The sequence below is a fragment of the Streptomyces sp. NPDC048419 genome, from assembly GCF_043200415.1.
GTDB lineage: Bacteria > Actinomycetota > Actinomycetes > Streptomycetales > Streptomycetaceae > Streptomyces.
Map to the genome: position 1 here is coordinate 19,944 of NZ_JBICXT010000048.1, position 13,113 is coordinate 33,056.

The window sequence follows — 13,113 nt, forward strand, 5'->3', positions numbered from 1 at the left end:
TCCGCACCGGCACCCCTCACAACCGCCGCAGCAGGGCAACCGGCCCCGGAAGAGACCAGGGACGCAGCGAACGCAACGAACGCGAACGCACCAGCAGCCCCCTCGCCCCCCACAGACGCAGCCCGCACAGCAGCCCGCGCGGCAGCCCGCACAGCGGCCCGCGCCAGCATCACGGCACAACGCGAGCTGCTCCGCACGACCATCGCGGCCCAACGCGCCCGCACACGCCTCGCCACCGGAGCCGCACGGGTGAAGCCAGAGCCCATGCGCAAGGTCATACGGATGATCGACGTGCAGGGAATGATGCAGCTCGAGGCGGAGGAGAAGCTACGCACTGAGGGTATAGCGGTGTCCGCGATTCTTCCCCAGGAGAGCCTGGATGCGAAGGGGAAGGTGCTGCATGCAACTCCAGAGCCGGGCACGGTTCTCGGGGTCACAGGGGAGCAGACCGTCGAGGTTCAGCTGTTGATCTCTACGGGTGTGGATCGCAAGGACTTCCAGAAGGTGGGCGAGCTAGCGCTCGAGAGCCTCACGGGGGAGGCGGGCGGCTGGCTTCGCTCGTTCGTCGGGCTCAAACCCAAGGCTCCCACGATGCCTTCCGCAAAAGCGGCCACGCCCCTGCCCTCGCTTCTGCCATCAACTGGGGAGGAGGAAGAGGAGGACTTGCCGGCACGGGTGAGCAGGCCTCCGGCGCGGACGGCGCCTTCGGTACCCCGGCTGCCGCTGTACGCGCCCAGGGCCAGGCCCACCCCACGGGCCGCCGCCCCCGCACCGGGCATTCCTCGCTACGAGAGGCTCATGTCGGCCGCAGCAAGGGCGGAACTCGCGCTGGAGGAGCAGGCATCGGCAGCGGCAGCAGCGAGGGGCACTGAGGCCCGGGCAGCGGAGCCCACGCCCCAGGGACGGGCAGCGGCCGCGGCAGCGACCAGCATGAGGCCCCCGGCAGCAGCCGCCCCTGCGACCGAACAGGAACAGAGGCCGGAACAAGGAGCGGTCAGTATCCAGAGTCTCAAGGAGGACGACCTCGTCTGGCTGGCCGAAAGACTCTACCCGGCGCTGCAACAGAAACTGAGTGACGAGCTGAAAGTGAACAGGGCTCGATTCGGTCTCTCTTCCGATTTCTGAGTCCGGACACGATAGGAGAGAAAGAAAATGGCAGCAACGGCAACTTTTGACTCACTGGCGCTCGGCAACCGGTTCCAGGTAGTTCTCGACGACGGAAAGATCAACCTGGGCTACTGGTCGAAGGTGAGCGGCCTCGACGTCACCTGGGACCTGTGTGAATACAGGTCCGGAGAATCCGGAAACTCGCGTCTCTTCTACCCTGGAAAGACCAAGTATTCGGACATCCAGCTGTCTCGGGCCGCCTGCGTGGAGTCGCAGACAGTGCGGGACTGGCTGTCTCAGTGCTCGGTCTCGAATTCACTGCAGGGGTACTCCGGGACCATCTACCTGGGGAACTCGGAAGCGCAGGCGGTGATGCAATGGGACATCATCAATTGCAGGCCCCAGAAGTGGTCCATCACCGGGTTCGACGCCAACCAAAGCGGGGTTTCCATCGAAACACTCGTTCTTTGGCACGAGGGTTTCCTGCAGGACGACGCGACGTTCAACAACACTCTGCTCACGTCCACCGACGCCATGTCGACCGCCGCCGGCTTCGGTGTTCAAAACCAGGAGGCCGGCAATTACGAGGGCGCCGCACCGGCCGGCGGCTGAGGAGGCGGAGGATGAGCGAGATCGTTGCCAGTCCGATCGATCGCACGGCCTCGCTCGGCCTGAGGGCGGGCTCCACCGGGCCGGGGATCAACCAGAGATTCCAGGTCACGATCGACGGTCAGCTGAACTTGGGGTTCTGGAAGAGCTGCAAGGGTCTGGCCGTGACGTTCAAGAGCGACGCTTGGTACGAGGGTGGCTACTACGACGCACCGGCCACGTACCTTCCGGACAAGCTGGACTACCCGCCGATCACGCTCGAGCGTGCCGTCACCCAGGAGGGGGCGGCGATCGTCGCGAAGTGGCTCAGCGACATGGCGCGCCAGTGGATGGACGACCGGTACTGCAGGTACACGGGGGGTACCGCGTCCATCACGCTGGCCGATTCGGAGCTGAACCCGATCCACACGTGGACTCTGCGGGGCGTGTTCCCCTCCAAGTGGACGGGGCCGGATCTCGACGCCATGGGTGCCGGGGCCGTGGCGCTGGAACGGCTTGAGCTCAAGCACACGGGATTTCTGTGAGGTCACGAAATGGTGGACATTCGTCAGTGGTCGCGAGTCGGGCACGACAAGGCAAAGATCGTGTCGCTCAATCCGCTGTCGCCGGGAATGGTCCTGTTCGACTACAACCCGGAAAGGATCATGTTCAACAGGACGGCGCAGACGCTGACGCGGAACACATCGACAGGTTCCTCGGGGAGCATCCTCACCAAAGCCGAGCTCGCCACGATTTCGATCAGCAAGATCTGCTTGGTGGGAGCCGACACGAAGAACAGGTGCGACAGGCTCCTGGGCTGGGCCTCACCACCGTCCGGCATCAAGGAAAAGATTCTCGAGCTGTATGAGATGCGGGTCGAGCTGCCGGTCCTCACCTTCCAGTGGGGTCCGCCGATGGTGGGGTTCTTCTACCAGGTCGTGTTGACGCGGTGTGACGTCTCCTACACGCGGTTCGGGGAGGACGGAGAGCCTTCGCGGGCGGACGTGAGCCTGACGATGAGGGAGCAGCCCTCGCTCGTTGGGTCGCTGCCCACCAACCCGACCTCGGGGGGGCTGGCCGGCCGGACGGCCCACGAGATGTGCGAGGGCGAGAATCTGGTGAACATAGCAGCACAGCGGCTCGGGCATCCCGGACGGTGGCGTGACCTCGCCGAGGCGAACGGGCTGGACGACCCCCTCAGGCTCCGGCCCGGGACCTCCGTCTACGTGCCGAACCCGCAAGAGCTTCCGGCGGAAGGTGGTTGAGGCGCATGGTCGCAGACATCGGCAACACCGCGACGCGCAAGGCCCGGGTCGCGGTTGCCACCCGCCCGCTGGAAGGGGTGGGTGTGGCAGACGCCATCGAGCGGGTCGTCGTGGAGACCGCGACCCAGATGCCCGGCATGTTTGAGATCACGTTCCGTGACGACAATGGGAAAGTGCTGAGGGAAGCCGGGATCAGGATAGGCATCGAGGTGACCATCTCCGCCGAAGGCGGCATCGACCGGCTGGCGCCGAAGACGCTCATCAGCGGGCACGTGTTCTCGATCGATGCCGTATGCAGGGGTATCCGTACCCACTCGATCGTCCGCGGCTACGACCCCTCGATCCGGATGCAGCGGATCAAGAAGACCCGGACCTTCCTTGAGATGACCGACTCTGACATGGCGGAGGAGATCGCCCTGGCGGCGGGGCTGAATATTGGTGCCATCGTTCCCACCACGTACGTCTTCGCCCATTTGGCACAGTTCCACCAAACGGACTGGGACTTCCTGCAGTGGCGGGCCCAGGAGATCGGATATGAGACCGGGATCGCGGCCGGCAAGTTCTACTTCCGGCCCTCGACCGGGAACCCGGAGGGGGTGGTGTCCGACGACGCCAGCGCTCTGGAGAGCCCTGCGGTCCCGTTGCGTTTCAAGGAAAACCTGCTCTCTTTCCGGCCCTCGGTCAATGCGACCCACCTGAGCCAGGCCATCGAGACGCGGGCCTGGGACCCGGGGCTGGCCGAGGCGCTGATCGGCGAGAGCCCGGCCATGAGCACCTCCGCCGTCCTGCTCTCGGATCTGCGACCGATCGTCCTGGCCACCGAGGCCGGCGGGGAAGACCTGCCGACCAGCCCGGTGATCTCCACCTCGGTCCTCAACCCGGCCCTGCTGACCCTTCCGGTCGACCCGGAGGCGCATCTGGTCTACGACCGCCCGGTGGACACCGGACCCACGACCGAGGCCGCTCTGGAGCAGCTGGCCATCTCGGTGGCGGACCAGCGGTCGAGCACCTTCGCCGAAGCCGAGGGCTGCGCCATCGGCGACCCCAATCTCCAGGCGGGCGGTCCGGTGGAGGTCCTAGGTGTCCCCCTGCATTTCCGGGGGATCTGGCAGGTGACCCGGGCGCAGCACATCTTCGACGACGAGCTGGGGGGCTACCAGACCCGATTCTGGGCCACCGGACGGCAAAACCGTTCCCTTCTCGGCCTGGCGTCGGCCGGAAGACTCAGCCCGGGGCCGCCGCGCATCAACGGCTTTGTGTGCGGGATCGTCACCAACAACCTCGACGACATGATGAGAGGGCGGGTCAAGCTGGCGTTCCCCTGGCTCGCGGACAACTACGAATCGGACTGGGCACCCGTCGTCCAAGCCGGGGCGGGTGCCACGTCCGGTGCGCTGTTCCTGCCGAATGTGGGCGATCAGGTGCTCGTGGGCTTCGAGCACGGCGATGTCCGGCGCCCCTACATCCTCGGTGGCATCCCTAGTGAACTTTCGGCCGACTACATCAGTGCCGGCCTGGGAGCGCCGCCGGTCGAAGAGCCGCTGGGCAACGTGTTCCGCCGCGGAATCGTGTCCCCGTCCGGGATGAATCTCACCTTCCAGGACGACGGGGTGCCCGACACCCCACCGGAATTGTCGCAGGTGACGCTCGGGTCGTTCGAAGGCACCATGGGCCTGACGATAAACCAGACCGCCGGACTGGTCGCTCTGCTATCCGATCCGGTTCCGGGTGAAGAGGGCGGCGACTCAGACGTAGGCCTGATCACGATCCAAGTGGGCGAGGGCGGAATCATCTCGCTCGTTTCAGGTGGAACCATCACGCTGGAGGCGGAAGAAGCAATCGTGCTCAACGCCCCGAGCATCAGTCTCGAGTCCGACGCGGAGATGACCCTCGACGCAGGTGCTGCACTGAATATCGCCGCAGGGGAAGAACTGTCCGTCGCAGCAGGAGGAGACGCCAGTGTAGAGGCACCCCTGATCAACCTGAACTCTGTGTGACAGCGTGGCGGGCAGGACCTCGCCCGCCGAAGCATCCCGGCGGGGCCGAAGGAGGGAAGGCACGAGGATGGCGAATGTATCAACCGATTTCATCGGTATCGGCTGGGCCTTCCCCATGGGTGTCACACCGAGCGGAGGCATTCTCACGGTGTCGAACGAGGCTGTGCTCACCCGGGCCATCCGCCTGATTCTGTCGACCTACCCCGGGGAACGGCCCATGCGCCCGGAATTCGGGTCCCACCTGCGGGACTACGTCTTTCGGACCATCGACGAACAGGTCGCCGCCGAGATCTCTCACGATGTCCGCCAGTCGCTGTTGCGGTGGGAGCCACGGATCGACGTCGAGGAGGTCTACATCTCGCCGGACCCTGATCAGCCCGAGACCACCTACATCGACATCGCATACCTGGTCAAGGGGACCAACGACCGGCGGAACCTGGTATTCCCCTTCTACAGCATCCCGGACGACGGGAGCGAGTACTGATGGGACTGCCCGCGCCCAATCTCGATGACCGGCGTTTCCAGGACCTGGTGGACGACGCCAAGCGCCTGATCATGCGCCGGTGCCCGGAATGGACCGACCACAACGTCTCCGACCCCGGCATCACCATGATCGAGACCTTCGCGTACATGACGGACCAGCTGCTTTACCGTCTGAACCGGGTTCCGGACCGCCTGTACATCAAGTTCCTGAACCTGATCGGGGTGCGCATGCTGCCCCCCACGCCCGCCCGGGTGCCGGTCTCCTTCTGGCTGTCCCGGGCCGCCCTGACCCAGCATGTCATTCCGGCCCACACCAGGGTCGCGACGGTACGGACCGAGACCATCGAGGCCATCTCCTTCGCCACGCTTGCTCCCCTGGCCGTCGTCCCCGCCGTTCTCAAACACCTGGGCAGCCAGCGGGCAGGCAGTGACGAGTTCACCGGGCCGGCGGACAGCGCGCGGTTCCCCCCGTTCCCGGCGTTCGGGGAGGTGCCCCAGCCGGGTGACTGCCTCGCCATCGGCCTGCAGGACGCCGTGGCCGCATGCACCGTGCGTCTGGACCTCACCTGCGACATCGAAGGTATCGGCGTCAACCCCAACCGCCCCCCGCTGCAGTGGGAGGCCTGGACCAGCGAAGGCTGGGCGGCGTGTGACGTGTCCCAGGACAGCACCGGCGGCCTCAACCGCAAAGGGATCGTCATGCTGCACGTCCCGCAGGAACACGAAACCAGCCTCCAGTTCGGGCACCGCGCGGGCTGGCTCCGGGCCCGCGTGACCGAGCCGGAGGACCCCGGGCAGCCCCGCTACAGTTCCCCGCCCGTCATCCGGGCGCTGCACACGACCACCGTCGGCGGGACCGCCGAAGCCATCCACGCCGAGATCGTCGAAGACGAGGTGCTCGGCACCGCCGAAGGCGTGCCCGGACAGCACTTCAGCGTCCGCCGGGCCCCCATGCTCACCGGGGCAGGCGAGGCCATCTTGGAAGTGACCGTGGCCGAGGGCTGGGAACGGTGGCACCAGGTCACCGACTTCGCCTCCAGCGGCCCCGACGACAAGCACGTGGTCTTCGACGAGACCGCGGGGACGGTCATGTTCGGCCCCGCCGTGCGCCAGCCCGACGGCACCGTGCGCCAGCACGGCGCCGTCCCCGCCGCGGGGGCCATCGTGTGCATGCGCCGCTATGCCACCGGCGGCGGCCGCAAAGGCAACGTGGCCCGGTCCGCCATCCATACCCTCAAATCCTCCATCCCCTTCGTCGCCCGCGTCGAGAACCGCTATGCCGCACAGGGCGGAGTGGACGGTGAGACCGTGGAGGAGGCCAAGGAGCGCGGCCCGCTCGTCCTGCGCGCACGCAGCCGCGCGGTCACGGCGGAGGACTACGAGGCCATTACCCGTGAGGCGGCGCCGGAGATCGCCCGGGTGAAGTGCCTGACCGCCGGGGAGCACGATGTCGACGCCGGCGCGGTCAAGGTCCTCGTCGTGCCCGCCGCGGCAAGTGAGAACGGCATCATCCAGTTCGAGGACCTCGTCCCCTCCCCCGCCACCATGGAACGGATCGCGGCGCGGCTCGACGAGGTCCGCCTGGTCGGCGCCCGCGTGCTCGTGGAACCACCGCGGTACCAGGGCATGACGGTGGTCGCACGACTCGTCGCCCACCCCAACGCAGACCTGGGCAGGATAAAAGAAGAGGCCCTGGACCGGCTGTACGCCTTCCTCAATCCCCTCACCGGCGGGCACGACGGAACGGGCTGGCCGTTCGGCCGGGACGTGCAAAGCACCGAGGTGTCAGCGACCCTGCAAGGCGTGCGCGGGGTGGACTTCGTCGACGACATCCGCATCTTCGGAGCCAACCCCGTCACGGCAGAACGCGGACGCCAGGTCAAACACCGGATGACACTGGAACCCTACAGCCTCGTCTACTCCTTCCAGCACCAGTTGCTCGTGGAGGCGGCTCCATGAGAGGCACTGTGGACAACCTGAGCACGCCATACCCGATAGGCGCGCTGCTGCCCTCCGTCTACCAGGAGGACCAGTTCGCCATGGCGCTGACCAGCGCCCTGGACGACATCCTCGCGCCGATCATCTGCAGCCTGGACTGCCTGGAGGCGTACATCGACCCGCTGCTGGCACCGCTCGACTTCCTCGAGTGGCTGGCGAGTTGGGTAGGGATCACCGTCGACCCGAACTGGCCCACCGACCGAGCCAGGATCTCCGTCGCGCAAGCGGTCGAGCTGTTCCAGGTACGCGGCACCGTCCAAGGGCTGCGCGCCTACGCGGAGGTGCTGACCGGAGGAGATGTGGAAGTCGCGGACAACGGGGGCGCCAGCTGGTCACTCGCCCCGGGGGGAAACCTGCCGGGTGAGGACACCCCGCGTCTCGCCGTCCGTGTCACGGTGGACGATCCAGACAGCGTCTCGTATGGGCTGCTGAATGCTCTCGTGGCCGCTGCGAAACCGGCTCATGTCGTCCATCGCCTCGATGTCGTGGGCCGATCATGATCCTGTGCAGCAAGTGCAAGGCTCACAACGAGGACGACGACACGTTCTGCGGGTCCTGCGGGGAATTCCTGGAATGGACCGGGGAGAAGGTTTCAACCCCTGAGGTGTCCGAGGACATCCTCAAGGAGGCCGAAGAAGTCTCGGCGCAAACCCGCAATCCTGTGAAATCGCTCGTCCAGGCCGTGGTGTTCGCCGACGCGCAAAAGGCGGAGCCCACCCAGGCGGTGAAAGGGGGAGCGAAGACCGCGGCTCCTCGCTCGCCCGGGGCAGGCCCGGCCCCGCCTCCACCACCGCCTCCCCCACCTCCCCCGCCTCCGCCTCCTCCGCCGCCGCCCCCGCCTCCTCCGCCTCCGCCTCCGCCCGGCGGCGGGGGCGGAGGCGGCGCACCACCGCCCCCGCCACCGCCGCCACCGCCGGGCGGAGGGGGCGCACCACCGCCCCCGCCACCGCCACCGCCGCCCCCGCTGGGCGGTGGGGCAGTGGGGGCCGCCGACGAGGACCAGGAGGAGGCCAGGCCCGCCGAACCGGAAGCGGAAGCACTCGTCGTCCCGGTCAAGCGCGGACTGGAGCTCCCGCCGCGTCAGGGCCTGCGCAGGAGAAGGGCGGCCGAGACCGAGCCGGCTCCCGCAGATGCCGACCAGCCGCGGGCCTTGCCCCCGCAGAAGGTGCAAAAGGCATCGCCAGCGGTGCAGAAGACCGAGGCGTCTCGAAGACTGCTGCCCGGAGACCTCATCTGCGGAAACTGCGGAGAGGGCAACCCTCCCTCGAGGAAGTTCTGCAGCCGGTGCGGCGCGTCGCTCGAGTCCGCGAAAGAAGTGCCGGAACCGTGGTGGCGCCGACTGCGCCCCCACCCCAAAACACTGAAGGCCGGCGAACGCCCGGGACAAGCGGGAGTGAAATCCAAGCGGTTCCACCTGCCGGAACTCCGGCGGATCATGCGGGCCGTCCGCTGGATTCTCGGCCTCACCGCACTGATCGCGGCGCTGGTCTTCACGTTGTACGCGCCGGCCAGGAACTGGCTGACCCATAGCATGAACGTCGCCAAGACAGACGCGATCGATAAGGTCGACCCACAATACGCCCCCATCCGTCCGTCCTCGGCGGCCGCCAGCGTTTCGATCGGGAATCACGGGCCGCAAAATTGTGTGGACGGCTTCACCAATACGTTCTGGGCCGCCCCGTCCGACTCCCCGGACCTCACATTGAAGTTCACCTTCGAATCTCCGACTACGGTGAACCGTGCTCTCATAGACAGCGGCGACACGAAGGATTTCTCTGGATACGACCGCCCCAAGAAACTCCACTTCGTTTTCTCCGACGGCCAGTCCGACGACATCACGCTGAAGGACGAGTCGTCATCCCAGAAAGTGACGGTCAAGCACGCAAAAAAGATAGACTGGATGGAGATCCACTTCGAATCCTTCTACGACTCGATCAACGGCAGCGGGCAAGTCGCGATCACCAACATGCAGTTCTATACCCGCAAGTAGCAACAGGCGGTAAGAGACCCGGTCCCTCAGGCATCGGGACCGGGCGGGCCCACCACCGGGTCCGGCAGGTCCACCGGGCCCGTGCGCCAGCCGCGCGGGGATTGGCCAGGGTCCGCGGGATGAGGGTGCGGGGGCTGCGGATCACGCATGCGCTCGTCGCAGATCCCTTTGAGTACGTCGTAGTTGGCCGGGCCGATCAGCTGGCGCAGTTCGCCGGCATACGACTCGTACAGGGCGGGGCCTTCGGTGTGGGCCTCGGTGTTCCCGCTGCACCACCAGTTCATGAACTGGCCGCCGGGCCCCCACCCCGTACGGTCGTACTCCGTGACGGTGACGACCAGAACCTGTTCACCGGTGCGGTCTTCAGACCACGAGTACTTGATCTGGATGGGAATCTGCCAGCATACGTCCGGCTTGGTGGTGAGCGCCGGGACTCCCGCACGCTCGGCCAGCACATGCAAGGCGCATCCGGGCCCGGTGGGGAAACCGGGCCGGTTCAAAAAGATGCAGGCGCCGTCGACGATTCGGGTCTGCCCCGGCCCACTGTCCTTGTGGACGGTGACGCCGCCCGCGTGTCCTTCGTCGTAGAACTGCCAGATGTCCGGGGTGAGATTCTGCGCGTGTTTCTCGACGCGATCCCTGTCGTCCGTGCCGGACCAGTGGGCGCCGACGGTGCAGCAGCCCTGGTTCTCGTGCCGCGTCCCCGGACACCCCCTGCCGAAGATGCACCCCCAGTGTGAGGTCAGCCAGGTGAGGTCGTACCGGTAGATCCGACGGCCCCCGTCCTGGTCCGGGACATCGGCCCACTCTCTGGGAAAATCAGGACTGACTTCCGGCATGGCTGTCCGCCTCACTTGATGGATGAGCACGAGTTAGCGCTCTAGAGCATGCCCTCTCTCAGCGCGTAGGCCACCGCCTGGGAACGATTCTTCAAATGAAATCTCGCAGTTATGTCATGGAGAACATTTTTCACTGTCCTCTCCGAGTAGCATAGTCTTTCCGCGATTTCTCGAGTATCGAGGCCCTCGGCCACCAGCCGCAGCACTTCGACCTCTCTGCTCGACATCCCCGTCAGGTGCATATCCATGGGCGCAAGCACCTGGCGCTGCAGGCGCCCGACCTGCTGCAGCAGACGGCCGAGCATGTCGGGGGGGACGGAGCCGTCCCCGGCAGCCGTCCGAATGACCACTTCGGCCAGCCGGGACGCGGTAGCCTCGGAGCGCCGCACCACTGCGCACACCCCGGCTTCCACCACCGTCAGCAGACCTACGTCGTCGATCCTGCTGATCACGAGGATGACCTGGCTGCAGGTTGTCCGGCGCAAACCGCGCAATGCCTGTACGGTCTCGTCGGTCAGGGAATCGGCAGCCTCAATGACCACGGTGCCCTGGTCGATCTCTTCCGCTGAGATCAGCGCAACCTCACGCAGCGGGCGAAGCGTGGCGACGAGTCCCGCTTCCGAGATCGGATCAGAGGCGTGGACATAAACGGGAATTCTGGCGATCATGGATCGCTCCCTCTCGTGCTGATCCATTCCGCGCGCCGTTGGAGCTACCCGGACCGCGGTCCGCTGGATCTGCCGAAAACCATGTACTAAAGTCTGCCCTTCCTGCGGCGGCCCGTCCAATGGGACAGCTCTTCCCTGCCTGCTTGGGCAGCACCGGTCTGCCTGCTTGGCCACACAGTAGAAGGCACTCCCGGTCACGGCGTAATTCTGGGCCCGGCGAAAGCAGCCGGCGCGGCAGCCGACTTCCGGTTATCCCTACGCTCCTCCGGGCATCGGCATCCTGCAAAGGCTCCCCTTGCTGAAGTGAACGAAGCCCGTCGCGGGCGGGCCGGGGAGGAGACGGATCCTTGGCCCGACGCAGCCCTGAGCTTGGTGCGGACTGCGCGAGTGCCGGCTCCCACGGGAAGGTCTGTGCGCCGGGTAGCACCAGCTCGGTTCGTTATCGGCGCGCGATGATGCCACTGGCCTCGGCCGGTGGGAAACCGGGTGCCGGTGATCGCCCAGTTGGTGCAGGCCGACGAGGACACCGTCCGGGATGTGATCCACCGGTTCAACGAGATCGGCCTGGCCTGCCTGGACCCTCGGTGGGCGGGAGGCCATCCCCGCAACGCGGTCACCGCACTAGGAGCGGCCCTTGCCGGAGCCGGGCAGCCCGAGGGGGCGCCCACAGGCTCCGCGGCGCCGGAAGCACATGATGCTGCTCGGCCTCGGGCTCGGGCCCAGACTCCGGAACCTACACGGGCGCGAGGACCTGGCGGTTCGTCCCCGTGCTTGCCGGTCCGCCTTGACCACGGGGGCCGCATCTTACGGATCCACACGTCGTTCAGTCCCTCTTCGGCGGGCAGCGGGTGAACACGCCGGTGGGCATGGCGGCGGCCTGCTGGTTCCAGGCCAGGGCGGCCTTGGGATTCTTCAGGTCGCGGAAGACCTCGGCGGCGTCCGCGGACAGGCGGACATGGTGATAGAAGTCGATCCAGGCGGGCTCCAACCGCTGGAAGCCTCTGTCTGGCTCAGGAGGTCCTCGGAGGCTGCCAGGTGCCCGAGAGGGGGCCCTTGGCGTCCCTTTCGCGGGCATGGGCCCGGGCCTCGATCAGCTTGGTGAAGGCCAACACCCTGGGGGGATGGTCTAGGACACCGGTCCTTCTCCTGACAGGCTCACCACTGCTGATCAGTCGCCTTGACCGGTCTCGTTTCAACAGAGAGACTGGCTGTACGACACATGTCATACACGTACTCAGGAAGGAAGAACGATGGCGACTGGAACCAAGGCAAAGAAGGCCCAGCAGACCGCAACCGGTGTGAAGCGTAGTGAGCCCACCACGGGCCGAGTGGCGAAGCCAAGGACGGCGAAGAGCACCAGGACCACCAAGAAGGCTGCCAGCTCACGGCGGTCCGCCGCACCCCGCTATCAGGATGCGGCCGGCGGCACTGGCCGCGTGGCGCAAGTCAGGCTTGGGCCGGATGAAGTAGCTGCCATGGAACAAGTGATGCAGGCGCTTAACCTGGGCTCCACTTCGGATGTCCTCCGTGAAGGGCTACGTCTGCTGGCTCGCAAGGCGGCCGAAGTCGCCGCCACTGAGGAGATCCGCGACTTCTATCGGGGAGAGCCGGCTCCCATGCCTGATGGTGCGTTGGCCGCAACCGCTGAGGAGCTTGCGGCCGCAGACGAGGCGGAATGGTGAATCCGGGAACGGCACTGCGGGGAGAGGTCTGGATCTGTGCCTTCCCTGCACCGCCCCGCGGCCCCGGCCCCCATCCGGCGGTCGTACTTACCGTCAATGGCATTGCTGAGCCACTCTCAGCGGTGACGGTGGCTATGATCACCGGGACGTCAGGTCCGTCATCCACGCATGTTCCCGTCGGCCCCGACTCAGGGCTGACCAAATACGCCGAGTCCTATGTCAACTGCACCGACATTCAGACGGTGGGCAAATCAAGGCTGCGAAGGCGCCGCGGCTTGTTGTCCCCTGGCGAGATGCAGCACGTAGAAGAGCGTATTCGTGTAATCCTGGGGCTGTAGCGCTCCGAAGCGCGTCCGGAGTGATTGTGCGGATCTAGCCCAGATCTAGCCCCAACGCCGTGCAGCTAGTGTCCTGCGCCAGAGATCCGTCGGCAGAGGCGGGCGAGGGAGTCGAGGATCTCTTCGGCTGTCTTGGTCCAGATGAACGGCTTGGGGTC

General features: G+C 66.3%; 14 protein-coding genes and 1 pseudogene. 12 read left to right on the plus strand and 3 right to left on the minus strand.

Features of this window, described 5'->3' with window-relative positions; genetic code table 11:
• Positions 1-282: 282 nt before the first annotated feature.
• From ACGFYN_RS44790 to ACGFYN_RS44830, 9 genes are all read left to right on the plus strand, one after another.
• Positions 283-1,125, plus strand: coding sequence for a PASTA domain-containing protein (locus ACGFYN_RS44790; RefSeq protein ID WP_393871758.1), 843 nt, complete (start codon positions 283-285; stop codon positions 1,123-1,125).
• Between the two features lie 27 nt (positions 1,126-1,152).
• Complete coding sequence (locus ACGFYN_RS44795) at positions 1,153-1,719, plus strand: phage tail protein (RefSeq protein ID WP_393871759.1); 567 nt, start codon at positions 1,153-1,155, stop codon at positions 1,717-1,719.
• Positions 1,720-1,730: 11 nt separating this feature from the next.
• Complete coding sequence (locus ACGFYN_RS44800; protein WP_393871760.1) at positions 1,731-2,240, plus strand: phage tail protein; 510 nt, start codon at positions 1,731-1,733, stop codon at positions 2,238-2,240.
• Positions 2,241-2,249: 9 nt separating this feature from the next.
• The gene (locus ACGFYN_RS44805) at positions 2,250-2,960 is read left to right on the plus strand and encodes a hypothetical protein (protein ID WP_393871761.1); all 711 of its coding nucleotides are present in this window, start codon (positions 2,250-2,252) and stop codon (positions 2,958-2,960) included.
• 5 nt (positions 2,961-2,965) lie between these two features.
• Entirely contained in the window at positions 2,966-4,957 is a 1,992-nt protein-coding gene (locus ACGFYN_RS44810; protein ID WP_393871762.1) for a phage baseplate assembly protein V, read from the plus strand.
• A gap of 67 nt (positions 4,958-5,024) precedes the next feature.
• Entirely contained in the window at positions 5,025-5,441 is a 417-nt protein-coding gene (locus ACGFYN_RS44815; protein ID WP_393871763.1) for a GPW/gp25 family protein, read from the plus strand.
• On the plus strand, positions 5,441-7,399 hold the full coding sequence (locus ACGFYN_RS44820; RefSeq protein WP_393871764.1) for a putative baseplate assembly protein: 1,959 nt from the start codon (positions 5,441-5,443) through the stop codon (positions 7,397-7,399). The genes ACGFYN_RS44815 and ACGFYN_RS44820 overlap by 1 nt, the downstream gene beginning before the upstream one ends.
• Positions 7,396-7,938 carry a phage tail protein gene (locus ACGFYN_RS44825; protein ID WP_393871765.1) on the plus strand — a complete coding sequence of 181 codons (543 nt, stop codon included), beginning with the start codon at positions 7,396-7,398 and terminating at the stop codon, positions 7,936-7,938. The genes ACGFYN_RS44820 and ACGFYN_RS44825 overlap by 4 nt, the downstream gene beginning before the upstream one ends.
• 479 nt (positions 7,939-8,417) lie before the next feature.
• Entirely contained in the window at positions 8,418-9,428 is a 1,011-nt protein-coding gene (locus ACGFYN_RS44830) for an NADase-type glycan-binding domain-containing protein (protein ID WP_393871766.1), read from the plus strand.
• A 26-nt stretch (positions 9,429-9,454) separates the two neighbouring features.
• On the opposite strand, the gene ACGFYN_RS44835 is transcribed toward ACGFYN_RS44830, so the two are convergent.
• Both ACGFYN_RS44835 and ACGFYN_RS44840 read right to left on the minus strand, forming a co-directional pair.
• Positions 9,455-10,267: a hypothetical protein gene (locus tag ACGFYN_RS44835; RefSeq protein WP_393871767.1), complete on the minus strand. Its 813-nt coding sequence runs from the start codon at positions 10,265-10,267 to the stop codon at positions 9,455-9,457.
• Between the two features lie 41 nt (positions 10,268-10,308).
• The gene (locus ACGFYN_RS44840) at positions 10,309-10,935 is read right to left on the minus strand and encodes a response regulator transcription factor (protein WP_393871768.1); all 627 of its coding nucleotides are present in this window, start codon (positions 10,933-10,935) and stop codon (positions 10,309-10,311) included.
• A 452-nt stretch (positions 10,936-11,387) separates the two neighbouring features.
• Between ACGFYN_RS44840 and ACGFYN_RS44845 the strand changes: the two are divergent.
• A pseudogene (locus tag ACGFYN_RS44845) lies at positions 11,388-11,541 on the plus strand (helix-turn-helix domain-containing protein); the annotation flags it as partial.
• 217 nt (positions 11,542-11,758) lie between these two features.
• Here ACGFYN_RS44845 and ACGFYN_RS44850 read toward each other — a convergent pair.
• The gene (locus ACGFYN_RS44850) at positions 11,759-11,923 is read right to left on the minus strand and encodes a hypothetical protein (RefSeq protein WP_393871769.1); all 165 of its coding nucleotides are present in this window, start codon (positions 11,921-11,923) and stop codon (positions 11,759-11,761) included.
• A gap of 262 nt (positions 11,924-12,185) precedes the next feature.
• Between ACGFYN_RS44850 and ACGFYN_RS44855 the strand changes: the two genes are divergently transcribed.
• Positions 12,186-12,617: a hypothetical protein gene (locus tag ACGFYN_RS44855; RefSeq protein WP_393871770.1), complete on the plus strand. Its 432-nt coding sequence runs from the start codon at positions 12,186-12,188 to the stop codon at positions 12,615-12,617.
• A complete protein-coding gene (locus ACGFYN_RS44860) occupies positions 12,611-12,955 on the plus strand; it encodes a type II toxin-antitoxin system PemK/MazF family toxin (RefSeq protein WP_393871771.1) in 345 nt (114 codons plus the stop codon). Before ACGFYN_RS44855 ends, ACGFYN_RS44860 begins: the two co-directional genes overlap by 7 nt.
• Positions 12,956-13,113 lie beyond the last annotated feature (158 nt).

Bases quoted from the DNA above. Each gene is read 5' to 3' on its own strand.
- ACGFYN_RS44805 (WP_393871761.1), top strand. From the start codon at position 2,250: ATGGTGGACATTCGTCAGTGGTCGCGAGTCGGGCACGACAAGGCAAAG.
- ACGFYN_RS44855 (WP_393871770.1), top strand. From the start codon at position 12,186: ATGGCGACTGGAACCAAGGCAAAGAAGGCCCAGCAGACCGCAACCGGT.
- ACGFYN_RS44825 (WP_393871765.1), top strand. From the start codon at position 7,396: ATGAGAGGCACTGTGGACAACCTGAGCACGCCATACCCGATAGGCGCG.
- ACGFYN_RS44860 (WP_393871771.1), top strand. From the start codon at position 12,611: ATGGTGAATCCGGGAACGGCACTGCGGGGAGAGGTCTGGATCTGTGCC.
- ACGFYN_RS44840 (WP_393871768.1), bottom strand. From the start codon at position 10,935: ATGATCGCCAGAATTCCCGTTTATGTCCACGCCTCTGATCCGATCTCG.
- ACGFYN_RS44815 (WP_393871763.1), top strand. From the start codon at position 5,025: ATGGCGAATGTATCAACCGATTTCATCGGTATCGGCTGGGCCTTCCCC.
- ACGFYN_RS44820 (WP_393871764.1), top strand. From the start codon at position 5,441: ATGGGACTGCCCGCGCCCAATCTCGATGACCGGCGTTTCCAGGACCTG.
- ACGFYN_RS44790 (WP_393871758.1), top strand. From the start codon at position 283: ATGATCGACGTGCAGGGAATGATGCAGCTCGAGGCGGAGGAGAAGCTA.
- ACGFYN_RS44795 (WP_393871759.1), top strand. From the start codon at position 1,153: ATGGCAGCAACGGCAACTTTTGACTCACTGGCGCTCGGCAACCGGTTC.
- ACGFYN_RS44835 (WP_393871767.1), bottom strand. From the start codon at position 10,267: ATGCCGGAAGTCAGTCCTGATTTTCCCAGAGAGTGGGCCGATGTCCCG.
- ACGFYN_RS44800 (WP_393871760.1), top strand. From the start codon at position 1,731: ATGAGCGAGATCGTTGCCAGTCCGATCGATCGCACGGCCTCGCTCGGC.
- ACGFYN_RS44810 (WP_393871762.1), top strand. From the start codon at position 2,966: ATGGTCGCAGACATCGGCAACACCGCGACGCGCAAGGCCCGGGTCGCG.